This window comes from Sphingobium chungbukense, from assembly GCF_001005725.1.
Classification (GTDB): domain Bacteria; phylum Pseudomonadota; class Alphaproteobacteria; order Sphingomonadales; family Sphingomonadaceae; genus Sphingobium; species Sphingobium chungbukense.
Window position 1 is genome coordinate 986749 of the sequence record NZ_LBIC01000001.1, and the last position, 26000, is coordinate 1012748.

Genomic DNA, 26000 nt, shown 5'->3' on the forward strand with positions numbered 1-26000 from the left:
ATGAAACGCCACCCCCTGCTGCAATGCAATATGAATTCGTTACGAGACCGAAGAATCTAGGGGGATGAGGTCGATCCGTTCCGCATCCGGCATCACCGCGTCCAGCAACAGCGAGCGGTGGCAGGCGGCCGCGTCGCGCTCGAAGCACAATAGCGCCGTCGGCTGCTCCTGCGCCATCTCCACCAGTTGGGCCGCCTGGACCATTGCTTCGGGCAGTTCCAACTGTCCGGCGTAAATCTCCGCCAGCCGCTTGTGGTCGCCCTTGCGCGCTGCCTCGCGTCCTGCGGCGGGCGTGCCCAGCGCCTTCAACCCGACATAGCCGATGCCCGCCTCGCGCAGTCCGGCGGCGAGGATGTTCTTCGAAAAGCCCGGCCGCCGCGACAGCGGGACCGCCCGCACATCGGCCAGCATCGTGACGCCCGCCACCCGCAAGGCGGCGATCACTTCGTCCTGCGTCGCGCCTTCATAGCCGATGGTGAAGATCTTCATGATCCCTCCTGCCAGCCGCCGCCCAGCACCTGATACAAGGTGACGAGCGCGTTCAACTGGTCCGCGCGCAACTGCACCAGCCCAAGATCGGCGGACAACAGCGCCCGTTGCGCGTCCAGCTGCTCCAGATAACCGCTATAACCCGCCTGATAGCGATTGGTCGCATGGCGCAGCGTATCCGCGATCGCCACACGCTGCGCCTCCGCCACCGCCCGCTGCCGCGACAGGCTGGCGACATTGGCCAGCGCATCCTCCACCTCGCGGAAGGCGGTCAGCACGGTCTTGCGATAGGCGAAGGCAGCCTGATCGCGCCGTGCCGTCGCCGCATCGGCATTGGCGCGCAGCCGTCCGCCTTCGAACAAGGGCGCCAATATGCTGCCGCCGATCGACCAGATGGAGAGGGTGTCGGGCAGCTCGCTGTTATAGACCGCCCCCAGTGAGGCGGACAGGCGCAGCGTCGGCAGGAACTGCTTGCGCGCCACCGCCAGCGAACTGTCCGACGCCGCCAGCGCATATTCCGCCTGGGCGATGTCGGGACGATGCCGCAGCAAATCTGACGGCAGTCCAGCATCCGGCACGCCCGGAGCGGCCAATTGAGACAGCGTGCGCCCCCGTTCCACCGGGCCCGGCACCTCCCCGATCAGCAGCCGCAAGCCGTTTTCCGCCCGTGCTATGGCCAGGTCGGCCTGCGGCAGGATCAGCGCTGCCGCCTGATATTCGGATTCCGCCTGCCGCAGTTCCAGCTGGGACGTATAACCGGCCTCCGCCCGCGATCGCGCCAGCCTCAACGCCTCGGACCGCGACTGGATCGTCTGCCGCACGACCTCCCGCCGCGCATCGAGCCCCAGCAGCGTCACATAGGCCGAAGCCGTTGCCGCCGCGACGCTCAGTCGCGCCGCATCCCGCGCCGTGCCGCTCGCCAGCCAGGAACTGCGCGCCGCCGAAAGCTGATCGTCGATCCGCCCGAACAGATCGACCTCATAGGCCGCCTGCACCAGCGGCTGGGCCGCGCTGCTCTCGGCCGCGGTGCCGAAGGCGTTTACCGAGCGGCTGTGCGACGCGGCGCCGCTCGCATCGAGGCTGGGGAAAAGGGCGGCGCGGGCCAGTTGCACCTGCGCCCGCGCCTCGCGAACCCGGGTGACGGCAATGGCGATGTCGACATTATGCGCCAGCGCGGTTTCGACGACCTGCGACAGCGCGGGGTCCCCGAAGCGCCGCCACCAGGCCGCATCGACCGGTTCCGCTCCCGGCAATGCGCCGCGCCAGCCGCCGGGCGCCGTCACCGCAGCCTCCGGCGGCGCGGGCTGGTGCGCCGGCACGCAGCCGCCCAGCAGCGCCGGTCCCAGTAAAAATGCGCCCCGGCGCTTCATCGCGACCGCGGCTCCGGCCCGCCGCTGGTGTCGATCCGGGCTTCCACCGACATGCCGGGCCGCAGCCGCGCATAGAGCGGATCGCCGCGATCCACCGCGATCCGCACCGTGATGCGCTGCGGCACCTTGACGAAATTGCCGGTGGCATTGTCCGACTTGATCACCTGAAACTCATTGCCCGCCGCCGGGGCCAGCCTTTCGACCCGACCCCTGATTTCCTCATTGCCCAGCGCATCGACGCTCATACGCGCCGGCTGGCCGGGTGCCATGCGGGCGGTCTGCGCCTCCTTGTAATTGGCCGCCACCCAGATGACCGGCGGCACCAGGAAGGTGAGCTGCGTCCCCGCCGTCACATATTGGCCCAGCCGCACCCCGACCTCACCCAACCGCCCGTCCTGCGGCGCGCGGATGATGGTGTTGGCAAGGTCGATCTCCGCCAGCTCGAGCGCCGCCTTCGCCGCCTCGACCCCGGCGCGCAGCCCGCCGCGCCCGACCGTCACGGTCCGCACCTGCTCCCGCGCCATGCTGCGCTGCGCCTGCGCCTGCAATACCGCCGCCTCGGCCTGTTTGAGCGCCGCCAATGTCTGGTCCCGCTCGCGGAACGACACCGATCCTTCGCCGACCAGATCGTTCACCCGCCGCATGTCCGCCTGCGCCCGCGCCAGTTGCGCCCTGGCATTGACCAGGCTTGCATCCTGGCCGCCAAGCTGGGCCTCGCTCGACCGTTGGCTCTGTTCGCTATTGTCCAGATTGGCGATCTGCGCGGCGACCTGTGCCTTTGCCTGTTCCACCCGCTGGCGATAGATACGGTCGTCGATCCGCGCGAGTATCTGTCCTTTCCGCACCTGCTCATAATCCTGCACGGCGACCTCGACCACATAGCCGCTGACCTGCGGCGCGATCACCGTGGTCTGGCCGCGCACATAGGCGTTGTCGGTGGTCTGCACGATGGAGGAGAAGGGCGGCAGGCCCCAGGCATAGAGGATCAGCAACAGGCCGACGACGATGAAGACCACCGTCAGAATCGTCACCCTGCGCCCTGCTTTGGGCGGCGCCCATCCCCTTTTCGGCGGCTCGGCGGCGGGTGCTTCGTCCGGCACCTCGACCGGGTCCTGCAGCCGGTCCTGTCGCGTATCTGTCATGATGCGGCCCTGTTCCTCATCGCGGCCAAGGCCGCCAGTTCCTTGCCCAGCGGCGTGATCCCTTTCCATTTGAAATAGCTCCACCGCGCCAGCAGGTAGAGGAAGGCCAGCGTGGCCAGCACCCCCACCAACAGGAACACGTCGTTGAACGCCAGGATATTCGCCTCCCGCGCGACCTGCTGCCCCAGCAGCACGCCGCCCTCCGCCTGCCGCAGCGCCGGGTCGCCCAGCGTCCGCGCATAGGCGCCCCCCAGTTGTTGCAGCCGCAGCGCCGCTTGCGGATCGGTCGGCAGGATCGACTGCGCCAGCACTTCCGAATGAAAACGTTCGCGGATGATCTGGAAACTGCCCAGCAAGGCCGCCCCGCCGATCCCGCCCAATTGCTGCGATATGCCGAACAGCGCGGAAAAGCTGACGATATGGCTCGGCCCCTTGGCCAGCGCCTGCAATATGCCGCCCATCAACGCCGGGCCCAGGAAATAGATGGCGGCAAAGGCGATCATCGCCTGCGTCCCGTAAAGTTGCGCCGGGCGGGTGAGATTGCTGGCATCGACGTCCAGAAAGGCGGCCGCCGCGATCAGGCCGCAACTGATCATGACCGGCCGCAACAAGTCCGTGGGGTTCAGCGTCACCAGGCTTGCCACCAGTCCGCCGACCGTCGCCAGCGTCACCACGACATAGAAGGAGACCAATTGATCCTGCCCCATGCCGACCACGGCCAACAGCCCGCTGGCGCCGTAATTCTGCTCCGACAGCAGCACGCGCATGCTGGCCGCGATGATGGCGAAGCGGATGATCGCTCCGCTGCCCAGCCAGCGGGTGTTGAGCAACGGATTGGCGCGGTTGTGTTCGACCATCAGCGCCGCGCCCACGAGCAGCAGCGACCCCGCCAGACCATAGCCCAACCAGGGCGTCGTCCACCATTGGATGCGCCCCTGCACCAGCACCGCGCAAAGCAGCGCCATGCCCGGCGCGAACAGGGCGAAGGTCAGGAAATCGAGTGGTTCGAACGCCTCGATCCGCTCGCTCGGCGGCAGGCGCAGGAGCCACACGCCCGCCAGGCACAGCAGCGTCAGCCCCAGTTCGAACAGGAACAGATTCTGCACGTCGCCATGGATCAGCAGGGCAGGGGATATCACCCGCGCCAGCGGTAGCGCGATCTGCGACATGCCCACGCCCAGCACCATCCCGCCCAACCGCTGGGCCGCCGGCATCGACTGCATGATGTAGAACAGGCAGAGCGTCGACAACCCGCTCGCCACGATCCCGCTCGCCCCGCGCACGATCAGTTCGAACCCGTAACTATGTACGAAGATCTGCGACAGGTTGAGCGCCAGGAATCCGGCCAGCACCATGCGGGCGAAGCGCTGTATGCCGAATTGCTGGCGGAATTTGATGAGCAGCAGGCTCATGCAGATATTGGTCATCGAATAGGCGGCGGTCAGCCAGCCGCCCTCGACGGTGGTGAGGCCCAGCGCGCCCTGTATCTGGGGCAGGTTAGCGGTCAGCAACCCGTTGATGAAGCCGCCCGTCAGCCCCAGCAGCGTACCGATCAGGAAATAACCGATGCGCCGACGGGTGGGGTGATCGGGCGTCGCAGGCGATCCCGGCATCATCGGCCGTTCATGCGGCGCGAACTGATAGTCCGGTGTTGCTCCCGCTGCGCTCAAGCCGCCTCCTCAAGCTGTGCACGAAGCCAGCCGCCGGGCGATTGTTTCCACTTCTTGTCCGGACTGTCTAGTCCCCGCCGTCTTCGGCCCGTTCCATCCTCTCCATGAAGTCGCGCGCCGCGTCACGGTCCGCAGGGTCCTCGAACGCATCCTCCAGATCGGGCGCCGCGCCCAGCAGGAACATCAGCGACCACAGCGCGAAGCGCCGCGCCTTGTCCGTTTCCAGCCCGAAATCGACGCGCATATGCTCCAGCCCTGCCGCCAGCGCATCGGGGGTGAGCGCGTCCAGGTCGCGGATGCCGAAATAGCGGTGGAGTTGATCGTCGAAATGCATGGGCCGCCTCTATCCCATCTTCCCATCGCCGCAAAGCTTACCTATGAACGCCCTCGATCGCGCCGGTGTCCCGAAAGGGGCTTAATAGGGAATGGGGTGTAAATCCCCGGCTGTCCCTGCAACTGTAAGCGGTGAGCGAGAGACATATCGATCCTTTCCGGGTGGAAAGGATCAGCCACTGGGCCGGACGCTAAATCCTGCGAGGCCTGGGAAGGCCATGTTTCAAGCGATGACCCGCGAGCCAGGAGACCTGCCGGCGTCTGGTCGCTCTTGCCCTGGTCCAGGGGATGGCCGCGGCACGGTATCTTTCCGTCTGAGCGACGAACGAGCGGTGGAGGCTGCTTCGGTTCGCGTGAGCGGCGCTGATGGCGTCGGCCCGTTCGCGCGCGCCGGTCGTCCTGGACGGCAGGCCTCCCCCGGGCAGTCGCTGACGCCGGAGGATAGTGTTTTGAAAATTGGATTGATGGCCCTGTTGATGGCCGCGGGCGTCACCCAGCCGGTGCTGGCCCAGATGCCCGCTGCCGGGGAAGCGGCGGAAACGAATATCGTCGTCTTCGGCCGGGGCGAGGAAAAGATCGGCGTCGCCCATGCCGCGAGCGAGGGGAGCGTCGGCGGCGCCGACCTGCTCGTGCGTCCGCTGCTGCGCGTCGCCGAACTGCTCGAGGCGGTGCCCGGCCTGGTCGCTGCCCAACATTCGGGCAGCGGCAAGGCCAATCAATATTTCCTGCGCGGCTTCAACCTCGATCATGGATCGGACTTCACGACTTATATCGACGGTGTGCAGATGAATTTCCGCTCGCACGGTCACGGCCAGGGCTATCTCGACCTCAACGGCTTGATCCCGGAGATCGTCGCGCGCGAGGATTTCCGTAAAGGCCCCTATCGCGCCGATGGCGGCGATTTCGCGCTGGCAGGCGCGGCCGCCATGACCACCATCGACGGCTTTGCACGGCCGTGGATCGCCACGGAAGCCGGCTCCTACGGCTCACGCCGTCTGGCGGCGGGCGGCACGATCGAGGGCGTCGGCCCCGGCGACCTGACGCTGGTGGCGCAGGCCAAGCGCTATGACGGTCCGTGGGAAGAGGCGGAGCATCTGCGCCACTATAGCGGCTTTGCCAAATATCGCCTGCCGCTTGGCGCGGGCGAACTGGACGCGACCCTTCACGCCTATCGCGGCACCTGGCGCCCGACCGAGCAGATTCCCGAACGGATCATCGGTTCTTCGGTCTGCAAGGATATATTCTGCTCGCCCGATGCCTCGGCGCGGGGCGAAACCACGCGGATCGTCGGCAATATCGCCGTCACCCAGCCGGACTGGCGCGCCAATGCCTATGTCCAGTTCTACGACTGGTCGATGTTCAGCAATCCCACCTATGCCGATTCTGATGGCACGAGCGCGCAGATCCGCCAATATGACCGCCGCTGGATCACTGGCTTCACGGCAGCGAAGAACTGGACCGTCGCCCCGACGTTCACTCTCAGCATCGGCACCGAAAACCGCCTCGACCATATCGGCAATGTCGGCGTCGACCGCAGCGCCGACCGGCAATTCCTCTTCTCGCTCGGCCGCTATCATGTCGAGGAACTGTCGGTCGCCCTCTATGGTGAGGCGAACTGGCAACCCTTGCCTGGCCTTCGCCTGATCGGCGGGCTGCGCGGCGATTATTATCATTACAGCGTCCGCGCCGGCGATGCGTCCGCGCAGGCGCTGGGCACGGGCAGCGGCCATGACGGCATCCTTTCGCCCAAGGCGTCGGTCGCCTACCGGGTCACGCCGCATCTGGAATTCTACGCCAATTGGGGCCGGGGCTTCCATTCCAACGACGTGCGCGGCGCGGTCAATGTGGAAACGCCCGTCCCGGTGCTGGTGCGCGGCACCGGCAAGGAACTGGGCGGGCGCATCCAACTTGGCAGCCTCTCGTTCACCGCGACCTATTGGTGGCTGGATGTCGGCAGCGAACTGCGTTTCGTGGGCGACAGCAACGCGGTCGAGCCGACCGGCGCGAGCAGGCGGCGCGGCTATGAACTGGTCGCCTTCTGGCGCCCGTTCCCCTGGCTCGCGCTGGACGGCAACTATACCGCCAGCCATTCGCGCTACGACAATGGCGACCGCATTCCCAACGCCTTCGAAAACGCAGCGTCGGCGGGCGCGGCGATCATCCTGGACCCGTGGGAAGCGAGTATCCGCCTGCGCCATCTCGGCCCCTATCCGCTGATCGAGGACAACAGCATGCGGGACAAGGGAAGCACGGTCGTCAACGCCCGCGCTGCCTGGAAGGGGAAGCGGATCGAGCTTTACGGCGAGTTGCTCAATATCTTCGACAGCCGGGACAAGGACATCGCCTATCATTACGAATCCTATGTTCCCGCTTTCGACAGCGCGCCGGTCGAAGGGCGTCTCAGCCGGGTGATGGAACCGCGCACGCTAAGATTGGGCGCGAAGCTCTATTTCTAGACATGATGGGCTCCTGCCTGCGCAGGAGCCCATCACCTTGACCTTACCGCTTCAGGCCACGGCCTCGGGCAATCCCCAATCGATCGACCCGCGCCCCTTCTCCTCGAGGAAGGCATTGGCTTGCGAGAAATGCCGGCACCCCACAAAGCCGTTATGTGCGGAGAGCGGCGAGGGGTGCGCCGCCTTCAGCACCAGATGCCGCTTGCCGTCGACGAAATCCGCCTTCCGCTGCGCATAGGCGCCCCACAGCAGGAACACGACCGGCTCGCTCTTCTGGTTGACCAGCCGGATGATCGCGTCGGTGAACTGCTCCCACCCACGCTTCTGGTGCGAGGCGGCCTTGCCCATCTCCACCGTCAGCACGCTGTTCAGCAACAGCACGCCCTGCTCCGCCCAATGCTCCAGAAAGCCATGGCGGCGCGGCGTCAGGCCCAGATCGCTCTGCAATTCCTTGTAGATATTGACCAGCGACGGCGGCGTGCGCACCCCCGGCTTTACCGAGAAGCACAGGCCGTGCGCCTGCCCCTCGCCATGATAGGGGTCCTGCCCCAGCACCACCACCTTCACCTTGTCGAGTGGCGTCAGGTCCAGCGCCCGGAAATATTCGCCGCCCTTGGGAAAGATGCGCTTGCCCGCAGCCTTTTCCGCCTCCAGGAATCGTTTCAGCCCCTGCATGTAAGGACTTGCAAATTCCCCGAGCAGCGGCGCGCGCCAGCTCTCGTCCAGCTTGATGGTGTCGCTCATGCCAGGCGTGATGAACTGTTCGCCGAACCGCTGTCAACAGCGCTTGCCCTGAGGCCGCGAATCGGGAAAAGGGAAGGGATGCCACGTTTCCGCACCGCCAGCCGTTATTGCGCCTTTCTGGGGCTGTTCCTTGCCCCGTTGCCGACCGCCGACGCCTTCGGGCCGACCCCCAACCCGGTGCAGCAAAGCGCCGAGTCCCGCCTGATGGCGGAATTCGCCCGCTTCGCCACGTTGACCGACGGCACTGTGGGCATAGCGGTGCGTGATCTCGGCACGGGTGAGACGCTGGCCTATAATGGCGACACGCTGTTCCCGATGGCCAGTACCTACAAGGTCGCAGTGGCGGGCAAGATCTTCTCGCTGCTCGACGCGGGCAGCCTCAGCCTCGACGAAACGCTCGTCCGCCTTGGCCGTCCGCTGCCGGTGCGCACCCTGCTGGACATGAGCCTGACCCTTAGCGACAATGAAGCGACTGATGCGCTGGTCGCCCGCGCGGGCGGTCCGCAGGCGGTCAATGACTGGGTTCGCGCGATCGGAGTCAGGAACCTGCGCGTCGACAGCAACACGCGCGACCTGCTCGCCCGCGCGAAGCTCCCCGGCGCCGTCCTGGGCGATGAAGCCGCGATGGAATCCGGCCTCTCCGCTGCCCAGCGGGATGCGCGGGACATGCCCAATCTCGGCTTCGCCACGGACCCGCGCGACACCGCGACGCCGCGTGCCATGGATGACCTTCTGGTCGCGATCCGTACCGGCAAGGCGCTGAAACCGCAGAGCACGGCGATGCTGCTGTCGATCATGGAGCGATGCAGGACCGGCAAGGACCGGCTGCGCGCCATGTTGCCGCCCGGCACCCGGATCGCGCACAAGACAGGGACGCTGAACGGCCTCGGCAATGATGCGGGCATCGTCACGCTGCCCGACGGGCGCCTGTTCGCCATTACGGTTTTCGTGATGAAGGATTATAAGGGGCATCAGATGCGCGACCGCATCATGGCCGAAGCGGCGCGGGCCGCGTATGACTATTTCCTGTTTGCCCCCGATCGGCACACGGCCTGACGCATCGGGCTTAACATCGATCAGCTTTCCCGATAGCCTCCGGGTAAAGGGAGAGGGAGCGCCATGGACGATAAGGCGGCATTTCAGGACTTCTGGCCCTATTATCTTCAGGAACATGCCCATGCCGGTACGCGGGCGATGCACTATGCGGGCACCAGTATCGTCATAGTGCTGATCGCGTCCCTGCCGGTCGCCGGGCAATGGTGGATGGTCCCCGCTCTGCCGCTCGCCGGTTACGGCTTCGCATGGCTCGGCCACAGCCTGATCGAGCATAACCGTCCGGCGACCTTCCGCTATCCGCTCTGGTCGCTGCGCGCCGATTTCGTGATGTGGTTCCGCTTCCTGACCGGACGCATGAAGAAGGACCTGGCCGGTGCGGGCGTCCGCCCCGACGGTTCGGTCGACCCACGCCTTCGCCGGGAACTGTAAGCGCCGCTTGATGCTGGCCGCTTGACCCAGGGCGCCGCTCTGCCACAAGGGCGGGCCATGGCTCTCACCGCTGAGTTCACCCGCCTGCCCGATCTTGCGGCTCTCGGTTCCCGCTGGCAGGCGCTGGAGGCCCGTGCCGAGTCCAGTTTCTTCCTTGGCTGGACATGGACGGGCGCTTGGCTGGAAAGCTATGATATCCGACCCGAATTGTTGGCCGTCACCGACGGGCTGGGGCGAGATGTCGCGCTTGCCTTGTTCGGTCATGCCATGCAGCCCCGGCTGCTGGGGCCAAGCGCTACCCTGTCGTTGAACCAGTCGGGTAACGCGGTCGCCGACCGCCCCTTCGTCGAATATAATGGACTGCTGACGGCCAGGGGCAAGGAAGGTCAGGCCATCGAGGCGGCTCTCCGGGCGCTTCAGAGGCGCAATGACTGGCGCACCTTGCGCTTCAGCGGCCTTTCCCCCGGTTCGCCATTGTTGGAGATTGCCGCCCGCCGCAAGACCCGCCTCGATCTGTCACCGGTCTATCAGATCGATCTCGAAGCGGTTCGTGCTTCCGATTATCTGTCGTTGCTCAGTTCCAACAGCCGCGGCCAGATCCGCCGCGCGATCCGGGAGCATGGCGGCGCGCTTCCCGCCATTGCCGCTGCGACGCCAGCCGACATCGATCCCTGGCTTGCGGAGATGCGATCGCTCAACGCGGGCCGTCATGCCGATAATGCGTGGGACGACGAAGCCTTCTGTCGTTTCGTCGCCATGCTCGCGGCCCGAGGGGACGATGCCGTGGAACTGCTCCGCCTGACCGATGGCGAGGGTTCGGTCGGCTTCCTCCTGAACTTCATCCATGGCGGCGCTGCGATGAATTACCAGTCCGCCTTTGCGGCGCCGCGCAGCGCCAAGGACAAGCCGGGCCTGCTGTGCCACGCCGCCGCCGTCGACCATTATGCCGGGCGCGGCCTGATGCTCTATTCCCTGCTGGCCGGGAAGGATCGCTACAAACAAAGCCTCGCCACCCGGCAGGAGGCGCTGGAATGGTGGCAGATCGATCGCTTCAGTCCCCGGTTGGAGGCGGAAGCCATTCTCCGGAAAATCCTTAAACGCCCAGCTTCCGCATGATGCGATAGGCAAGCCGCCGCACGCCCTGCGTTTCGGGCGTAGGGCCGATCTGTCCGGTCGGCAGCCGCCGACGCCGCAGCAAGGCGTTCAAACTGTGCAACTCGCCTTCCGCCACGCTGCGTTCCGACCGCCAGGTGACGGACAGGCTGACGGACACCGACGACCCGTTTTCCACGAAATGCGGCGCCTTCACCGGCACATGGATCGCGTCGCCCGGCAGCAGCGTCACCGCCGTCCCGCGATCCCGGAAAGCATCCCGCCAGTCGAGATTGCGGTGCCCACCCGCATGGAAGCTTTCGCTCTGGATCGCGGGCACCAGTTCCTCGTCGCCCGCCGGGAAGACCGTCATGGTCTTCTGTCCCCTGATCTGGAGCAGGATATTATGTTCCGGGTCCATGTGGAAAGGCGTCACGCTTCCCGGCGAAGACAGGAAGATGAACGCCTCCCGGTGCAGCATCGGGCCGGTCCGGCGATCGACCAGCGGCGCCAGCTCGCCCAGCGCCCGGTCAAGCAGCGCGCCATAGGCGGCGTCGCTTTCCACATTCTTCAGCACCGCCCAACTGCCGTTGGTTTCTATGGTGCGGATCGTCTCGCCCAGTGTCAGCCCGTTGCCGGGCGTATCCTCCGGCCGGACGCCCAAAGGCAATGCCCCCAGATTATATTCGACCGAGGCCGCCGGCATCCTCTCCGCCAGTTCGGCCAGGGCTTCCAACGTCAGCAGTTCATGTCCCACCAGCCCGTGGCCGAGCTTTGCCGCCTGATCCGGATAAGCCGCTGCAAAGGCGGCTCGTGCCTCGTCGGGAAAGACCGCAGCCGCAACATGACCGTGCGCGTTCATCCTTGTCCTTTCAGCCCTGTCCCTTGAGGCGCCGCCCCAGCGTCTCCAAGCCGTTCGCCAATGCAAAGGCGGCGTTCCGGCCCGCCCCGCGCAAGGCGATGCGATATTGGGTTATGGTCCGCCGTTCCGCCCACAGGCTGTCAATCATCGGATGATCCGCCGCCGCGCAGCTATCCATCCATTCGATGCGGGGATCGCCCTGCACCGCATGGAGATTGGCGATTTCGATCAGCACGCCCGGCGAAAAACGCGCCAGTTGCTCGTCAAAGGCGATCTTGAACGAAAAGGCGCCTGCGCCATGGCGGAAATTGACCAGCATGGCGATCGCGCGGCCGTCGAGGTCCATCCGCAGGAAATGCAGGCGTCCACCCTCGAATGCCGCCGCGCAGGCTGCCCGGAAGAACGCGGCATCATCAGCCTTGCAGGCCAGGGCCGTTCCTTCCGATCCCTTCCAGCCTGACGCTTCCAGCGCCAGAAATTCGCCGCACCAACCGGCCAGCTCCGCCTCGTCGCTCAGCAACCGGCTCTCGACCGTTCCCATATCGGCCAGCCGCTTCTGCAAGCGACGCAATTCCTTGCGTTTCTTGGATCGGACATTCGTTTCCCAATAGCTGTCGGCATCCAGATCCGATCGCAGCATCGCCCGGTCATGGCGATGGATCTCATGCCGCCCGCGCCGCTGCTCGACACAGAGCGCCTCCAGCGCCGCTGCGTTCGCCCCCGCCGCGTCCAGTCCGCGCAGATGGAGGAACCCCGGCGCCCAGGGCGCGCTGTCAAGCTGCTCCAACAAACCCCGCCAGGCCGCTACCTCGTCGCCCCGCCGGATCAACGGTGCGCCGAAGAAGCAATGGTCATGCATCCAATTGGTGACGCAGCCGATCGGCAATCGCCCATGCCGCGGCGTGACCACGACCGGCATCAGTCCGATCAACACCCCGTCCTGCTGCGCTTCCAGCACCCGCACACCGATGTCGTCGGCCAGATGATCCAGTGCCGCGCATAGCATGTCCGGCATATAGAAGGCGTTGGGTTCCGCCGCTTCCTCCGCCAGCGCGGCCCAGCGCGTGCGCTGGGCCGGCATATAGGCGCGCGCGGCCGAAAAGGCGGGATGGGAAGCCATGTCCATGGTGCCTGCCATAGGTGGCAATGATTAGGGAAAGGCTAATCTGCCTGCATTTTCAGAAGGATTGCCGGCCGAAGCACCGGAAAATGCGGCTGAGGGAATGATCAATTTTTGGAACCGATGCGGGGCTTATGGGGAAAGCCCTTTACATCGCGCGTGCTATTGGTTGTGAAGCATGCAGTGGAAGGGGACCTGCGAATCCCCACGCGCAAGACAGGAACAAGGCCGCATGACAATCCTCGTGACCGGTGCTGCCGGTTTCATCGGCATGGCCGTGGCGGACCGGCTGCTGTCCGACGGGCGGGCCGTGTTCGGCATCGACAATATGAACGATTATTACCCGGTTTCGCTCAAGCGCGACCGGATCGCCGCGTTGCAGGAGCGTCATGGCGGCCTGTTCACCTTTGCCGAGCTCGACTTCGCGGACATGGATGCCTTGCAGGGCGCGCTGCACGATCATCCCATCGATGCGATCATCCATCTGGGTGCGCAGGCGGGCGTGCGCTATTCGCTCATCAATCCCCACGCCTATGTCCGCTCCAATCTGGCGGGTCATGTCAACATGTTGGAAGTCGCGCGTGAGCGGCGGGTGCGGCATCTGGTCTACGCCTCTTCCTCCTCGGTCTACGGCGGCAACGACACGCTGCCCTTCCGGGTCGAGGACCGGGCGGACCATCCCGTCTCGCTCTATGCAGCGACCAAGCGGGCGGACGAGTTGATGAGCGAGACCTACGCCCATCTCTTCCGCATCCCGATGACGGGCCTCCGCTTCTTCACCGTCTATGGTCCCTGGGGGCGGCCGGACATGGCGATGTGGATCTTCACCTCCAAGATCCTCTCCGGCCAGCCGATCCCGGTCTTCAACCACGGCCGGATGCAGCGCGACTTCACCTATATTGACGATATCGTGAGCGGCGTGGTCGGCTGCCTCGACCATGCGCCGGAGGATGATGGCGCGCCCAAGGCCGGTGGCAGTCGATCGCCCCATCGGCTCTACAATATCGGGAACAACCGGCCAGAGGAACTGATGCACCTCATCGCCATTCTGGAGGAAGCCTGCGGCCGGAAGGCTGAGATCGACTTCCAGCCGATGCAGCCGGGTGACGTGCCCGCAACCTATGCTGATATCAGCGCGATCGCCCAGGACATCGGTTTCGCACCGACCACGGGGATCGAGATCGGAGTGCCGCGTTTCGTGGAGTGGTATCGCGCCTATCACGGCTGAAGGACGAGCGCCAAGAACCGGATTGGAGCCAAAAGGTTCCGCAGTTCACCGTCGATTTCCGTGATTGGTCGCTTTTTTGTCCATTGTGGTATGAAATACCCGTAAAAGTTGGTTCGCACCTGCGAAAGCGTTTGCCAGAACTGGGGGAAGATGCCTATCCATCATGCCCGGGTTCCGGCTCATTCAGGCCGGTCGGGTCGCGGAACGAAAATAGGGCGGTGCACCGTGGGGCGGTGGTCCGTCGCCATGATCGTCAGCAGCGCAAAGCGGCGGCGATATATGGAATAAAAGGGCTTACGCGTGTCGACAGTATCGAAAATCGTGCCATTCGGTTCGGGCGGGCGCATCGCAGAAAGTGCACGCCGTACCTTATCCATTGCGGCGGAGGGGCTGAACGCCCTCGAAGATAAGTTCACCGATCGCGAATTTGCCGCGACCTTCCTGCGTCTGGTCGGCCTTGTCATGAATGTCCGTGGCCGCGTGATCGTCACCGGCATGGGCAAGAGCGGTATCGTCGCGCGGAAGATGACGGCGACGCTGACTTCCACCGGCACACCGGCCATCTTCCTCCACCCGGCCGACGCGGGTCATGGCGATCTGGGCATGGTGACGCCGGACGACGTCGTGCTGATGCTCTCCCATTCCGGCGAGTCCCACGAATTGGGACCCATCATCCAATATTGCAAGCGCTTCGCCATACCGCTGCTGGCGATGACCGCGCGGGCGGAGAGCACGGTTGCCGCGGCGTCGGACATTTGCGTCCTGATGCCCAACGTGAAGGAAGCCTGCCCCAATTCGCTGGCGCCGACGACCTCGACCACGATCCAGATGGCCTTTGGCGACGCGCTGGCCATCGCCCTGATGGAGATGCGGGGCTTTTCAGCGGACGATTTCCACACATTCCATCCCAATGGCCGGCTGGGCGCGCAATTGATCAAGGTACGCGAACTCATGGCCTCGGGAGGTGAGGTGCCTCGTGTCCAGGAGGATGCCTCGCTGCTGGACGCCACCATCGAAATGACCCGTGCCCGGCTCGGCGGCACCGCGGTCGTCAATGGCCGGGGCGAACTGATCGGCGCCTTCACCGACGGCGATCTGCGCCGCACCGTCACCGGGACGCGGCACATGAACGAGCCGGTCGGGCGTTACATGACTGAATCCCCGCTCTCGGTCGGGCCGGAGGAACTGGCGTCCGAAGCGCTTCGACTGATGCACGACCATAATATCACCCTGCTTTTCGTGTGCGAAAAGGAACGGCTGGTCGGGGCTATCCATATGCATGATCTGCTGCACGCAGGCGTCGCCTGAGCATAGCGGTCGTCATTCCCGCGCGAGCAGGGTCGTCCCGTCTGCCGCGCAAGCCGCTGCGCCTGATTGCGGGGCGGACGCTGCTGCATCGGACCATAGCCATGGCGCGCGCCGCCACTGCCGGTTTGTCCGACGCGCAACTGGTGGTGGCGACGGACGATGAGGCCATCGCGGCCCATGCGCGGGAGGCCGGTTGCGAGGCGGCAATGACCGACAGTGATATTGCCACCGGCTCCGGCCGGGCGCTGGCGGCGGCACGCCAATGCGCGACGCCGCCCCGATATGTCGTCAATCTGCAAGGAGACTCGCCTTTTCAGCCGGAGGGCGCACTGCGCGCCGTCATCGCGTCGCTGGAGGAGGGGGCAGAGGTGGCGACGCCGGTGATTGCGCTTGACTGGCCGGCGCTCGATGCCTTGCGCACGCACAAGATCCGCTCGCCCTTCAGCGGCACGACCTGCGCCCGCGCGCCCGATGGACGTGCTCTGTGGTTTTCGAAAAATATCATCCCCGCCATCCGCAACGAGGAGGCCTTGCGCCAGAGCCAGCCGCTTTCGCCTGTCTGGCGGCATGTCGGCCTTTATGGCTACACGCTTGATGCGCTGGCGCGTTTCGAAGCCACGCCGCCTTCCACCCTCGAAAATCTGGAGGGGTTGGAACAACTGCGCCTGCTGGAACTCGGTATCCCCGTCACGACGGTTCCCGTAGAGCCGCCACGTTTCGACAGTTCCGGCATCGACACGGAAGCCGACATCACCCGTGTGGAGGCGTTGATCGCGGTCCATGGCGATCCGACTCCGCCCCTCCAGCCATGCTAGACATGCGCCGCGTCTTCATCATTCGCCATGGCAACACATTCGAAAGCAGCGCCGAGGCTTGTCGTATCGGCGCTGGGACGGATATCCCCCTGGTGGAGAGCGGCAGGGTCCAGGCCGATCGCCTCGGCCAGCATTTCGCTGCTCGCGCACTTCCCATCCGTCGTCTCCACATCAGCCCCCTTCTTCGGGCAAGGGAAACCGCCGATCGCATCGCCGCTGCCACCGGCAAGTCCATCGATGGCGCGCTTCCCTGGCTCAACGAGATCGATCACGGCCCTGATGAAGGACGGCCGGAGGCGGAAGTGCTTGCCCGCCTGGGGTCCGGAGCCCTGGCCGATTGGGATGAGAAGGCGATGGCGCCACATGGCTGGACAGTGGACGCCGAAGCCCGGATTGCCGCCTGGAAAGACTGGTTCGCGCAAGCGGGAGAGGGAACCGAACTGCTCGTCACCAGCAACGGCGCGGCCCGTTTCGCACTGCTTGCGCTGGGCCTGCCGCTTGCTTCGCTCAAACTGCGCACGGGGGCTTTTGGCGAGGTGGCGATTGACGAAGCAGGCAGGCCTCAGCTTGTCGGTTGGGATCAACGCCCTGAATAGCCGTCCGGGTGAACGCCACTTCTGACCAAAAAACGGATGGCTCAGGCCGGCAGAACCAGACTGGCCTCCAAACCGCCTTGCGGCCGATTGGCGAGCCGCAAGGCGCCGCCATGTTCGGTCATGATCGCCCGGACCAGTGCAAGTCCCAGGCCCGCGCCCCCCGTTTCCCGGTTGCGTGAGCCCTCCAGCCGGGTGAAGGGTTCCATCATCTCCTCCATCCGATCCTCGGATATGCCGGGCCCTTCATCGGCGACGATCAACCGGATCATGCTGTCGCCATGTTCGACCGAAACATGCGCCCGTTCGCCATAGACGATGGCATTCTCGATCAGATTGCGCAGCGCCCGGCGAATCTGCTGCGGGCGTACAGTGGCGACCGCGCGTTCATTGTCGGCCAGTTCGACCGGCGACCCCAGTTCCAGAAAATCCTCCACGACCGCATCGGCCAGCGCCGACAGGTCCACCTTCTGCCGCGCCTCGCTGCTGCGGCCCGCCCGGGCCAGCGACAATATATCCTCCAGCATCCGATTCATTTCGTCGATGGTTTCGGACATGCGGGCGCGTTCGCCTTCATCCTCGACCGATTCGGTGCGTACTCTGAGCGACGCCAGCGGTGTTCGCAGATCATGGCCGATCGCGCCCAGCATCCGGTCCTTCTCATTCAACATCGCGAAGATGCGGCTGCGCATCGCATTGAACGCCGTGGTAAGCTGGCGTACATCGCCCGGCCCGCGTTCCTCCACCGGATCGGCGGAGCCGGTGCGGGCGAATTGTTCTGCGGAGCGGGTCAGTTGTCGCAGCGGCCGCGCCAGCCTGCGCCCCACCCAGAGCAGAGGGACGAGTACGATGGCGTAGAGGATCAACGTCTGACCCACCAGCCAGCCGCCAAAGCGTGGCTGCCGTGCGCCGATTCGGCTTTGCGTCATGGCCCATTTGCCCGGTTCATATTCCGCGACCATCACCAGTCGCGCCATGCGCATATCATGCGGTCTTTCGCCCGCCGCGCGCAGACGGAAATTGTCCCAACGGCGCATGGGCAGGGGCTGGCTTTCCTCCACCACGCGAACGGAGCGAATCGTCAGGCCGATATCAGCGAACATCGCTGTCGCGCGCCGCTCCACGTCCGGCCGCGGCATACCCTGCAAGGCGGGCGCCTGCGTCAGAAACTGCACGCGGCGGCGGTCGCCATCCTCCCCGCTGCGCCTGTTCGGGCGATTGTCCAGCGCATCGACGATCCGATAGACGCCCGGCGCCGTCTGCGCCGTCAACTCTATCCGCGTCCGTTCGCGCAGCAGCAGGGCGAAGTTGATCGCCTGCGCCACGAACAGCGCAATCGCCACCAGGATGATGATCTGCGCGACGAGCCCCTGTGGCCAGAGGCGAAGGCGCTTCAAAGCCTTCGCCATCATAATTTGCGGACATCGGCGGACAGGGTGTAGCCGCCGCCCCATACGGTCTTGATCAGCGTCGGGGCCTTGGGATCGGGTTCGATCTTCTTGCGCAGCCTGCTTATCTGGTTGTCGATCGCGCGGTCGAAGGCATTGGCCTCTCGCCCTTGGGTGATGTCGAGCAGCTGGTCGCGGCTCAGCACCTGATTGGGGCGCGTGGTAAAGGCCAGCATCAGATTATATTCGGCGGTCGACAGCGGTAGCGACACACCTTCGCTATCGACCAGCGTGCGTTCCTGCGTCTTGAGAAGCCATCCGGCAAAGGCATAGGTTGCGCCGTCCGGTGCCGTGACGCGTTGACCCCCGGTGGCGACGCGGCGGAAGATCACCTTGATCCGCGCCACCAGCTCGCGGGGGGAGAAGGGCTTCAGCACATAATCGTCGGCGCCCATTTCCAACCCGACGATGCGGTCCGTCTCTTCCGATTTCGCGGTGAGCAGGATGACCGGAATCTCGCTGGTTTCGCGGATATGCCGGCACAGCGACAGCCCATCCTCGCCGGGCATCATGATGTCCAGCACAACCAGATCGATCGCGTTGGCGTTCAATCGTATCCGCGCCTCGGCCGCATTTTCGACTGCCGTGACACGAAAGCCGTTGCGCACGAGATATTGTGCCAGCGGCTCGCGGATCGAGCGCTCGTCGTCGACGAGCAGCAGATGGGGACGTTCGCTCATGTTCGGCTTCTTGCCATGGCTTTGGGTGGGTTGGAAGGGCGAAGGTCCGGCCTTCGCCCTTCACGTCACTGCGGGCGCGCTGTGGGAAGGGGGAGGGATTGTCGCGCGCCGGCAGAGGTTCGCTTCAGTTGGCGGGCGGCGGGGTCGGCGCCTTGCGGTCCTTCCAGCCGTCGCGGAACGCTTCACGCGCCGCCTTCATTTCGTCCGCCGTCACCTTGCCGTCATGGTTGGTGTCGGCCTTGTCGAACATGGCGAGCGGGCGGGCCATATATTCGACCTTGGTGATGGCACCGTCCTTCTTCATGTCGCCGTCAGGACCGCCGGGCATCATGCCCCGGCCCGGACCACGATGGCCCCAACCCCGGCCTTCGGATCCGCCGGGCTTGCCCATGCGGCCCTGATGCCCGGCGACGAATTCCGCCTTGCTGATCTGGCCGTTCTTGTCCGTGTCCATCGCGGCAAAGCGCGCATCGAGGCGCTGCTGGCGAAGGATGTCGCGATCGGCCTGGTCGATCTTGCCGTCCCTGTTGGCGTCGAGCTTGGCGAAGCGGGCTTCTAGTGCAGCGGTCAGTTCGGCCTTGGTGACGCTGCCGTCCTTGTTGGCGTCGGCCATCATCAACATGCCGCCGCGCGGGCCGCCATGGCCGAAATGGCGACCGGGACCATCATCCTGTGCGAAAGCCAGATGAGAAGCAGCGAGCCCGCCGACGAACAGCGAGCCCAGTGCCACCGTGGTTATGAATTTGCGGATCATGGGTCTTCCTTCAAAGCGTGTGTCACGAACGGCGCCCTGCCGTCCTTGAAGACGCTTATGGGGGAGTTTTGTCCCGCAAATTTGTCACGTCATCCGATAAAATGTCGCAATTTGTATCGGGTGGGTGACGGAGATCGTCGTCAGCGGTCCCGGCGGCCGAGCAGACGCAAACGCAGCGCATTGAGCTTGATGAAGCCCGCTGCGTCGCGCTGGTCGTAGGCGCCTGCATCATCCTCGAAGGTCACGACCTTCTCGCTGTAGAGGCTGTTGGGCGACTTGCGGCCGACGACCTGGACACCACCCTTGTAGAGCTTCATCCGGACAGTGCCGGTCACCTTCTCCTGGCTGTAGTCGATCGCGGCCTGAAGCATTTCGCGTTCGGGCGAGAACCAGAAGCCGTTATAGATCAGCTCGGCATATTTGGGCGCCAGTTCGTCCTTGAGGTGCGCGGCACCGCGGTCGAGCGTCAACTGCTCGATACCCCGATGGGCGAGGTGATAGATGGTGCCGCCCGGCGTTTCATACATGCCGCGCGACTTCATGCCGACGAAACGGTTCTCGACCAGATCGAGGCGACCGATGCCATGTTTGCGGCCATATTCGTTGAGGGTTTCGAGCAGCGTTGCGGGCGACATGCCCACGCCGTTGATCGCGACGCCATCGCCACGCTCGAAGTCGATGGTGATATATTCGGGCGCGTCGGGCGCATCCTCCGGGTTCACCGTGCGCGAATAGACATAGTCCGGGGTTTCTTCCCACGGGTCCTCCAGCACCTTGCCCTCGGACGAGGTGTGCAGCATGTTCGCATCGGTCGAGAAGGGGCTTTCGCCACGCTTGTCGCGCGGGATCGGAATCTGGTGCTGTTCCGCGAACTCGATCAGCTTGGTACGGCTGGTCAGGTCCCATTCGCGCCACGGCGCAATCACCTTGATGTCTGGGGCCAGGCCGTAATAGCCCAGTTCGAAACGGACCTGATCATTACCCTTGCCGGTCGCGCCATGCGACACGGCGTCGGCGCCGACTTGCCTGGCGATCTCGATCTGGCGCTTGGCGATCAGCGGCCGCGCGATCGAGGTGCCGAGCAGATAGAGGCCTTCATAGAGCGCATTGGAGCGCATCATCGGGAAGACATAATCCTTCACGAATTCCTCGCGCAGGTCGTCGATGAAGATATGCTCTTCCTTGACACCCATCAGCCGGGCCTTCGCGCGGGCGGGTTCCAGTTCCTCGCCCTGGCCAAGGTCGGCGGTGAAGGTCACGACCTCGCACTGGTAGGTCTGTTGCAGCCATTTCAGGATCACGCTGGTATCCAGCCCCCCCGAGAAGGCAAGAACGATGCGGTTGATCTTGTCGGACATGGCTTGGGCGACTTTCCTCAAAAGCTGGCCGGCAAAGGCCAGGAAATTACCGGCGGGCCGGTATCAGGCCGGGCGCGCAAGTGCAACCGAGTCCGCACAAGAAAGGGGACGCCGCTGATGATGCGGCGTCCCCCTGCGCTGTAAATCCAGCGATTTTTGACCGGCCCCTGTTTAACTGGGCCTAGTTCAACTGGGCCGTGGGTTGAACAGGGTCTTTCGTCCCGTGCGATCCGATCCGAAACGATAGACCGTCTGATTATGCTCCTGAACGGCGGGGTAGGCGACGGGCGCCGGGTTTTCCGGCTTGGTGGGTGCGGCCTGAGCCTTCTCCTCCTGGGCGAGCAGGAATTTTGCCCGAGTCATCCGCTTGGCATGGGTCTGGAACGGGTTCTCCGGGCTGGGCGGGGCGGCGACCATCGCCTCCAGACGGTTGTCGGTGCTGACCGGCTTTGCCGGAACGGGGCGGTTCACGGAGGGGGACGTCAGCGGCGGAGAGGCGGGCCGGGCCACTTCCGCCTCGACCGGCATGGCAGGTTCGAGTTCCAGTGCATCCTCTTCATCGCGATTGCTGCGACGCATCAACGCAACGCCAGCAAGGCCGAGGAGGATCAGCACCCCACCACCCAAGGCCCATATCAATGCGGGATCGATCATGGGGCGTTGCGCTTCGCTTGTTTTTGCTGGTCCGGCCATAGCGGTCGGGGCTTGGGCTTGGGCGAGCGGTGCATCAGCGGGCGCCGCCGTTTCAACGGGGGCTTGGGTGCGCACGGGTTCGCTCGCGACGGGCTGCGGCGGTGCGGCCGCTTTCGCGGGGGCCGCGGCCCTGTCGGCGACAGACCGGTCAGTCGCAGCCTTTTTCGCGGTCACAGCCCTTTCCGGTACGGTCTTCAACGCGGGGGCGGGCCTGGCAGCGGCTTCGGCTTTCGAAGCGGTAATGGCAGCGTTCAACCGCTCGTCCACGGACGGTGTCGGCTGGATCACCGGTTGCGTCGGCGCAAAGACCGGGCCGGAAGCAGGCGGCGGCGCAGGGGAAGCGACTCCCTCCGGCGTGACGGGCGGTACGACCGTCTGCGCCAGAAGCGGCGGAGAATTGAAGGCCAGAACAGCGGCAATCGCGGCCCCGGCCGGGCGAATGATACGAATATTTCCAGTCATAGCGGAAGATCAACCCGCCGACTGGCCGTTTCAGCGCAGGAGAAGCGCCTCATTCCGGATAAAAGGAGGTGTTTGTTCGATGAATGGAAAACAAACTCTACAATATGAACAGATATTCATCAGTCTTATTGGTTCCCGACCTCACATCGAGAGCGTTACACAAAGGCAGATTTAATCCGTCTTTATATTCTGACCGTCTCTGTGCGCGTCATCTATCATTCTTGCCTTGCGTTCTTCTTCCAGCGCTTCCGCTTTACGCTCTGCCTTCGTCCGGCCGAATTTCACGCGATTGATCTCAGCCTGGCGCGTCTGGTCCGCCCGCGCTTTCGCTTTGCGTGCCTGCCTGAGGTTGATGATATCGGCCATAGGGTGTCGACGGGACCGTGAAGGAAATGGAGCGGGTAGCGGGGATCGAACCCGCATCACAAGCTTGGAAGGCTAGTGCTCTACCATTGAGCTATACCCGCCCGTCAGGAGCAGCGCCCTGCCATCTTTGGACCGCGTTCGTCAATATGGCAAAGCGCTATTCACCCAATATCTGCCTTAACCCCGCACGATATTTGCACTATCAGGGGCCATGGCCACGCCTTCCCTGCGCCAGTTGGATATATTCGCGCAGATGGTGGCGTCGGGCAGCCTGTCGCGTTGCGCGCGCGATATGGGCTTGACCGCCGATGCCGTGGCCCGCGATCTGGCGTCGCTGGAACTGCGACTTGGCTATCGGCTGTTCGATGATCTGGCGGGGGCGGCGCGGTTGACGGCCGCGGGGCGGAAAACCGCGCAGGCCATGACCCTGCTGTCACAGGATCAGCCCGAAAACTGGCAGGTGGACGAAGCCGAGGCGGGGCTGCCGGAATCGTCGCCTCCATCCGTTTCGGCGGTGCCCTCGCGCGAATCCATCGTCCTGGCCGCGCCAGCCCCGGTGTTCGGTCATTTCCAGGACGCTTTGGCGGCCTTTGAGGCGGCGAATGAGGATGTCGCCATCACGCTCGACCTGACGGTGCATCTGGCTGATGAAGCCGGTCTCGCACTGCGCCGGGGCAAGGCGGACATCGCCTATTTCTACGCGCTGGGGGAGGTCGAGGGCTTGCCGTCGCGCTATGGCTGGTCGGAACAGATCAATCTTTATGTCGGCGCCGACCACCCATTATCGGGCCGGGACAGCGTCGCGCCGCAGGAACTGGCGATCATGCCGACGCTGAGGATGGAACCGCGCAACGGCCTGCGGCGGATCATCGACGAAGCCCTTATCACGGGCGGCGTCCAGTTGGGCGATCCGGTCCTGGAAACCGACAATCTGTTCGACATCATGACGATCCTGCGCGAGGGGGCGGGGTGTTTCGCGGCTTTCGGTCCGCTTGCCCGCGATCTGGGACGCATGGCGGGCATCGGGCGGGTGGCGTTGGAACGGCCCTTGCCGGCAATCGAAATTCGGCAGGCTGTCAACCCGCATAGCCCGGACGCGGCCGCGGCGCTGGCGGAATTTCTTTTTCTGTAGAGGGATTCCCAGTCGGATGACATCATCTGACGTGGGAGGGAATCGTAGGAAAAGCGGAAAATTGAGCGGCCTTGCGACGGGATGGCATGATTTTGCGGCCGACGTCTCCATTTGCCGCAAAGAGGTATTGATATATTATATCATACTAGCTAAGGCCACTCCATCTCTTCCCTGAATCAAGGATGACGAACCGCATGTCCTCTTCCACGCTTTTGCGTGCCGGTTGCGCCATGTCCGCACTTTGCTACGCCTTTCCTGCTTTCTCCCAAGACGTCACGGCAGATACGGCACCGCAGGCCTATCATGACCAACAACGAGCGGACATCGTCGTAACCGCCATCATCCCGCGCAGGCAGGGCGACATCCTGTCCGGCACTTCGGTCGTGTCGGGCGAGGAATTGACGCGCGACCTGCGCCCGACCATTGGCGATACGCTGGCGCACCAGCCGGGCGTGTCCGCCACGTCCTTCGGCCCCAATGCGTCGCGCCCGGTGCTGCGTGGCTTCCAGGGTGAGCGGGTGCGCATCCTGACCGACGGCATCGGCAGCTTCGACGTGTCCAATACTTCGGTCGACCATGCCGTGGCGATCAACCCGCTGACCGCCGACCGGATCGAGGTGCTGCGCGGGCCGGCTGCGCTGCTCTACGGCTCCTCGGCGATCGGCGGCGTGGTCAATGTGATCGACAGCCGCATTCCGCGCCGCGTCCCGGACGAGCCGATTCATGTCGACGGCATCGCCACCTATGGCAGCGCGGCCAATGAACGCACCGGATCGGGCGAAATCGAGGCGCCGATCGGCGACAAGTTCGTGGTGCATTTCGATGGCAGCTATTCGAAGAGCGGCGACCTCGACACCGGCAATTATATCCTGACGCCCGCCTTGCGCGCGCAGGCTGCGGCGAGCAGCGACCCCGCCATTGCGGCCCTCGCCAATTTGCGCGGGAAACTGCCCAACAGCGCGGCGCGGACCTGGGAAGTGGCGGGGGGTGCTGCGTTGATCACCGATGGCGGCAATCTGGGCTTTTCCGTTGCGCATACCGATAATTTCTACGGTGTGCCTGTGCGCTATTCGCTCGATCCCGATAGCGAGGCTGAAAAGGTACGGTTGCACATGAAGCAGGACCGTGCCGACCTGCGCGCGGAACTGCCGGTCAATGGCGGACTTTTGGAGTCCATCCGCCTGCGCGCGGGCTTTGCCGATTATCGGCATCAGGAGATTGAGGCGAGTGGTGCCGTCGGCACGACCTTCTACAACCAGTCGATGGAATCCCGACTGGAACTGGTGCAGGCGAAGCGTGGCGGCTGGGACGGGGCGATCGGTGCGCAATATTTCGTCCGCAATTTCCACGTCGATGGCGAGGAAAAATTCCTGCCGCGCAACGAGACCGAGCAACTGGGCGTCTTCACCCTGCAATCCCTCGATCTGGGATCGACCCGTATCGAACTGGGCGGCCGTTACGAACATACGAAGGTTGGAGCGGATGCGGATGAAACGCTGCTCAATCCGGCTTATCACCGTAGCTTCGATGCCCTGTCGGGATCGTTGGGTTTCAGTCATGAGATCGTGCCGGGCTGGCGTGTCGGGCTGAACCTGTCGCGTACGGAGCGCGCGCCATCGGCGGAGGAGCTCTTCGCTCGCGGCAACCATGCCGGGACGCAGGCCTTTGAACTGGGCAACCCCGCTTTCGGACTCGAAAAGAGCTGGGGCATCGAAGGCACGCTGCGCGGGCAGGGCAGTGGCTATACGATTTCGCTGTCCGCCTATCACAACTGGTTCGACGGCTATATCTATGATTCATTGACCGATGACGCGGTCTGCATGGCGGTCAATGGCGGCAGGCCGCTGGATTTCCCTTGCTATCAGAATCTCCAGGCCAACGCCCGCTATCTGGGCTTTGAGGCGGAAGGCACGCTCAAGCTCGGCCAGATCGGCGGTTATGCGATCACTATGGACGGCGTGGCCGATTATGTCCGCGCCACCATCGTCGGCACCGGCCCCGCCCCGCGCATTCCGCCGCTGCGCCTGCTTGGCGGAGTGGAATTGCAGGGTGACCGGATGAGCCTGCGCGGCGAGGTCGAGCATAGCTTTGCCCAGAACCGCATTTCCGACACGGAAACGCCGACCGACGGGTTCACGCTGGTCAACGCGTCGCTGTCGGTAAAGCCCTTCAAGGGCAATGACCGTACCACCATCAGCCTGTCGGCGAACAATATCTTCGATGTGGAGGCGCGGCGCGCCGCCAGTTTCCTCAAAGATTATGCGCCTTTGGCGGGGCGTGACATTCGTGTCACGATGCGCCTGTCGATCTGATCCGCGCCGATTGCGCTATGTGACAATTTCGTTACAAGGCGCCGATGATTCAGGGATGGTCACAATTCGATCATAAGCGCCATGAGGC

24 protein-coding genes, 1 tRNA gene and 1 riboswitch are annotated in these 26000 nt (G+C 64.5%); of the genes, 10 read left to right on the top strand and 15 right to left on the bottom strand.

Features of this window, described 5'->3' with window-relative positions; translation table 11 throughout:
• Nucleotides 1-39: 39 nt before the first annotated feature.
• The 5 genes from YP76_RS04985 to YP76_RS05005 all read right to left on the bottom strand — a co-directional run bounded on the left by YP76_RS04985 (nucleotide 40) and on the right by YP76_RS05005 (nucleotide 5005).
• Entirely contained in the window at nucleotides 40-489 is a 450-nt protein-coding gene (locus YP76_RS04985; protein ID WP_046762417.1) for a DUF488 domain-containing protein, read from the bottom strand.
• Nucleotides 486-1859, bottom strand: a complete 1374-nt coding sequence (locus YP76_RS04990) for an efflux transporter outer membrane subunit (RefSeq protein ID WP_046762418.1) — start codon at nucleotides 1857-1859, stop codon at nucleotides 486-488. Before YP76_RS04990 ends, YP76_RS04985 begins: the two co-directional genes overlap by 4 nt.
• Nucleotides 1856-3001 (bottom strand): HlyD family secretion protein, encoded by a 1146-nt coding sequence (locus tag YP76_RS04995; RefSeq protein WP_052757309.1) that lies wholly within the window; start codon nucleotides 2999-3001, stop codon nucleotides 1856-1858. The genes YP76_RS04990 and YP76_RS04995 overlap by 4 nt, the downstream gene beginning before the upstream one ends.
• Complete coding sequence (locus tag YP76_RS05000) at nucleotides 2998-4671, bottom strand: MFS transporter (RefSeq protein WP_046762419.1); 1674 nt, start codon at nucleotides 4669-4671, stop codon at nucleotides 2998-3000. The genes YP76_RS04995 and YP76_RS05000 overlap by 4 nt, the downstream gene beginning before the upstream one ends.
• Nucleotides 4672-4738: 67 nt before the next feature.
• On the bottom strand, nucleotides 4739-5005 hold the full coding sequence (locus YP76_RS05005; RefSeq protein WP_046762420.1) for a hypothetical protein: 267 nt from the start codon (nucleotides 5003-5005) through the stop codon (nucleotides 4739-4741).
• A 46-nt stretch (nucleotides 5006-5051) separates the two neighbouring features.
• Nucleotides 5052-5277: riboswitch (cobalamin riboswitch) on the top strand.
• Nucleotides 5278-5468: 191 nt separating this feature from the next.
• Here YP76_RS05005 and YP76_RS05010 point away from each other — a divergent pair.
• Nucleotides 5469-7460, top strand: coding sequence for a TonB-dependent receptor (locus YP76_RS05010; protein WP_198147423.1), 1992 nt, complete (start codon nucleotides 5469-5471; stop codon nucleotides 7458-7460).
• Between the two features lie 51 nt (nucleotides 7461-7511).
• Here the strand turns inward: YP76_RS05010 and ung are convergent, their stop codons facing one another.
• The gene (gene ung / locus YP76_RS05015; protein WP_046762421.1) at nucleotides 7512-8204 is read right to left on the bottom strand and encodes a uracil-DNA glycosylase; all 693 of its coding nucleotides are present in this window, start codon (nucleotides 8202-8204) and stop codon (nucleotides 7512-7514) included.
• A gap of 78 nt (nucleotides 8205-8282) precedes the next feature.
• Here ung and YP76_RS05020 point away from each other — a divergent pair, with 78 nt between their 5' ends.
• The 3 genes from YP76_RS05020 (at nucleotide 8283) to YP76_RS05030 (ending at nucleotide 10805) form a co-directional block, all read left to right on the top strand.
• Nucleotides 8283-9260 (top strand): serine hydrolase, encoded by a 978-nt coding sequence (locus tag YP76_RS05020; RefSeq protein ID WP_046762422.1) that lies wholly within the window; start codon nucleotides 8283-8285, stop codon nucleotides 9258-9260.
• A gap of 63 nt (nucleotides 9261-9323) precedes the next feature.
• On the top strand, nucleotides 9324-9689 hold the full coding sequence (locus tag YP76_RS05025; protein WP_046762423.1) for a DUF962 domain-containing protein: 366 nt from the start codon (nucleotides 9324-9326) through the stop codon (nucleotides 9687-9689).
• Nucleotides 9690-9746: 57 nt separating this feature from the next.
• Nucleotides 9747-10805 (top strand): GNAT family N-acetyltransferase, encoded by a 1059-nt coding sequence (locus YP76_RS05030; protein WP_046762424.1) that lies wholly within the window; start codon nucleotides 9747-9749, stop codon nucleotides 10803-10805.
• On the opposite strand, the gene YP76_RS05035 is transcribed toward YP76_RS05030, so the two are convergent.
• Nucleotides 10783-11643, bottom strand: a complete 861-nt coding sequence (locus tag YP76_RS05035) for a cupin-like domain-containing protein (RefSeq protein ID WP_046762425.1) — start codon at nucleotides 11641-11643, stop codon at nucleotides 10783-10785. The genes YP76_RS05030 and YP76_RS05035 overlap by 23 nt on opposite strands.
• Nucleotides 11644-11653: 10 nt before the next feature.
• Complete coding sequence (locus YP76_RS05040; protein ID WP_046762654.1) at nucleotides 11654-12769, bottom strand: GNAT family N-acetyltransferase; 1116 nt, start codon at nucleotides 12767-12769, stop codon at nucleotides 11654-11656.
• 226 nt (nucleotides 12770-12995) lie between these two features.
• On the opposite strand from YP76_RS05040, the gene YP76_RS05045 reads away from it, so the two are divergent.
• The 4 genes from YP76_RS05045 (at nucleotide 12996) to YP76_RS05060 (ending at nucleotide 16710) form a co-directional block, all read left to right on the top strand.
• On the top strand, nucleotides 12996-13991 hold the full coding sequence (locus YP76_RS05045) for an NAD-dependent epimerase/dehydratase family protein (protein ID WP_046762426.1): 996 nt from the start codon (nucleotides 12996-12998) through the stop codon (nucleotides 13989-13991).
• 300 nt (nucleotides 13992-14291) lie between these two features.
• Nucleotides 14292-15299 (top strand): KpsF/GutQ family sugar-phosphate isomerase, encoded by a 1008-nt coding sequence (locus YP76_RS05050; protein WP_046762427.1) that lies wholly within the window; start codon nucleotides 14292-14294, stop codon nucleotides 15297-15299.
• Complete coding sequence (locus YP76_RS05055; RefSeq protein WP_198147436.1) at nucleotides 15296-16114, top strand: 3-deoxy-manno-octulosonate cytidylyltransferase; 819 nt, start codon at nucleotides 15296-15298, stop codon at nucleotides 16112-16114. The genes YP76_RS05050 and YP76_RS05055 overlap by 4 nt, the downstream gene beginning before the upstream one ends.
• Nucleotides 16115-16116: 2 nt before the next feature.
• Nucleotides 16117-16710: a histidine phosphatase family protein gene (locus YP76_RS05060; protein WP_046762429.1), complete on the top strand. Its 594-nt coding sequence runs from the start codon at nucleotides 16117-16119 to the stop codon at nucleotides 16708-16710.
• Between the two features lie 41 nt (nucleotides 16711-16751).
• Here YP76_RS05060 and YP76_RS05065 read toward each other — a convergent pair whose 3' ends face one another.
• The 7 genes from YP76_RS05065 to YP76_RS05095 all read right to left on the bottom strand — a co-directional run bounded on the left by YP76_RS05065 (nucleotide 16752) and on the right by YP76_RS05095 (nucleotide 22569).
• Complete coding sequence (locus YP76_RS05065; RefSeq protein ID WP_046762655.1) at nucleotides 16752-18104, bottom strand: ATP-binding protein; 1353 nt, start codon at nucleotides 18102-18104, stop codon at nucleotides 16752-16754.
• Nucleotides 18105-18115: 11 nt separating this feature from the next.
• Nucleotides 18116-18835, bottom strand: coding sequence for a response regulator (locus YP76_RS05070; RefSeq protein ID WP_046762430.1), 720 nt, complete (start codon nucleotides 18833-18835; stop codon nucleotides 18116-18118).
• Nucleotides 18836-18959: 124 nt separating this feature from the next.
• Nucleotides 18960-19589 (bottom strand): EF-hand domain-containing protein, encoded by a 630-nt coding sequence (locus tag YP76_RS05075; protein ID WP_046762431.1) that lies wholly within the window; start codon nucleotides 19587-19589, stop codon nucleotides 18960-18962.
• Between the two features lie 140 nt (nucleotides 19590-19729).
• Entirely contained in the window at nucleotides 19730-20947 is a 1218-nt protein-coding gene (locus tag YP76_RS05080) for an argininosuccinate synthase (protein WP_046762432.1), read from the bottom strand.
• A gap of 186 nt (nucleotides 20948-21133) precedes the next feature.
• Nucleotides 21134-22102 carry a hypothetical protein gene (locus YP76_RS05085; RefSeq protein WP_046762433.1) on the bottom strand — a complete coding sequence of 323 codons (969 nt, stop codon included), beginning with the start codon at nucleotides 22100-22102 and terminating at the stop codon, nucleotides 21134-21136.
• Between the two features lie 171 nt (nucleotides 22103-22273).
• Complete coding sequence (locus tag YP76_RS05090) at nucleotides 22274-22468, bottom strand: DUF4169 family protein (RefSeq protein ID WP_046762434.1); 195 nt, start codon at nucleotides 22466-22468, stop codon at nucleotides 22274-22276.
• A 27-nt stretch (nucleotides 22469-22495) separates the two neighbouring features.
• Nucleotides 22496-22569, bottom strand: a tRNA-Gly gene (locus YP76_RS05095).
• Between the two features lie 110 nt (nucleotides 22570-22679).
• On the opposite strand from YP76_RS05095, the gene YP76_RS05100 reads away from it, so the two are divergent.
• Together YP76_RS05100 and YP76_RS05105 are read left to right on the top strand one after the other, a co-directional pair.
• Nucleotides 22680-23600 (top strand): LysR family transcriptional regulator, encoded by a 921-nt coding sequence (locus tag YP76_RS05100; RefSeq protein ID WP_046762435.1) that lies wholly within the window; start codon nucleotides 22680-22682, stop codon nucleotides 23598-23600.
• Nucleotides 23601-23794: 194 nt separating this feature from the next.
• Nucleotides 23795-25912, top strand: coding sequence for a TonB-dependent receptor domain-containing protein (locus tag YP76_RS05105; protein WP_046762436.1), 2118 nt, complete (start codon nucleotides 23795-23797; stop codon nucleotides 25910-25912).
• Nucleotides 25913-26000: the final 88 nt, after the last annotated feature.

Bases quoted from the DNA above. Each gene is read 5' to 3' on its own strand.
- YP76_RS05080 (WP_046762432.1), bottom strand. From the start codon at position 20,947: ATGTCCGACAAGATCAACCGCATCGTTCTTGCCTTCTCGGGGGGGCTG.
- YP76_RS05105 (WP_046762436.1), top strand. From the start codon at position 23,795: ATGTCCTCTTCCACGCTTTTGCGTGCCGGTTGCGCCATGTCCGCACTT.
- YP76_RS05045 (WP_046762426.1), top strand. From the start codon at position 12,996: ATGACAATCCTCGTGACCGGTGCTGCCGGTTTCATCGGCATGGCCGTG.
- YP76_RS05005 (WP_046762420.1), bottom strand. From the start codon at position 5,005: ATGCATTTCGACGATCAACTCCACCGCTATTTCGGCATCCGCGACCTG.
- YP76_RS05090 (WP_046762434.1), bottom strand. From the start codon at position 22,468: ATGGCCGATATCATCAACCTCAGGCAGGCACGCAAAGCGAAAGCGCGG.
- YP76_RS05070 (WP_046762430.1), bottom strand. From the start codon at position 18,835: ATGAGCGAACGTCCCCATCTGCTGCTCGTCGACGACGAGCGCTCGATC.
- YP76_RS04985 (WP_046762417.1), bottom strand. From the start codon at position 489: ATGAAGATCTTCACCATCGGCTATGAAGGCGCGACGCAGGACGAAGTG.
- YP76_RS05030 (WP_046762424.1), top strand. From the start codon at position 9,747: ATGGCTCTCACCGCTGAGTTCACCCGCCTGCCCGATCTTGCGGCTCTC.
- YP76_RS05075 (WP_046762431.1), bottom strand. From the start codon at position 19,589: ATGATCCGCAAATTCATAACCACGGTGGCACTGGGCTCGCTGTTCGTC.
- ung (WP_046762421.1), bottom strand. From the start codon at position 8,204: ATGAGCGACACCATCAAGCTGGACGAGAGCTGGCGCGCGCCGCTGCTC.
- YP76_RS04995 (WP_052757309.1), bottom strand. From the start codon at position 3,001: ATGACAGATACGCGACAGGACCGGCTGCAGGACCCGGTCGAGGTGCCG.
- YP76_RS05025 (WP_046762423.1), top strand. From the start codon at position 9,324: ATGGACGATAAGGCGGCATTTCAGGACTTCTGGCCCTATTATCTTCAG.
- YP76_RS04990 (WP_046762418.1), bottom strand. From the start codon at position 1,859: ATGAAGCGCCGGGGCGCATTTTTACTGGGACCGGCGCTGCTGGGCGGC.
- YP76_RS05020 (WP_046762422.1), top strand. From the start codon at position 8,283: ATGCCACGTTTCCGCACCGCCAGCCGTTATTGCGCCTTTCTGGGGCTG.
- YP76_RS05085 (WP_046762433.1), bottom strand. From the start codon at position 22,102: ATGACTGGAAATATTCGTATCATTCGCCCGGCCGGGGCCGCGATTGCC.
- YP76_RS05035 (WP_046762425.1), bottom strand. From the start codon at position 11,643: ATGAACGCGCACGGTCATGTTGCGGCTGCGGTCTTTCCCGACGAGGCA.
- YP76_RS05040 (WP_046762654.1), bottom strand. From the start codon at position 12,769: ATGGACATGGCTTCCCATCCCGCCTTTTCGGCCGCGCGCGCCTATATG.
- YP76_RS05010 (WP_198147423.1), top strand. From the start codon at position 5,469: ATGGCCCTGTTGATGGCCGCGGGCGTCACCCAGCCGGTGCTGGCCCAG.
- YP76_RS05060 (WP_046762429.1), top strand. From the start codon at position 16,117: ATGCGCCGCGTCTTCATCATTCGCCATGGCAACACATTCGAAAGCAGC.
- YP76_RS05100 (WP_046762435.1), top strand. From the start codon at position 22,680: ATGGCCACGCCTTCCCTGCGCCAGTTGGATATATTCGCGCAGATGGTG.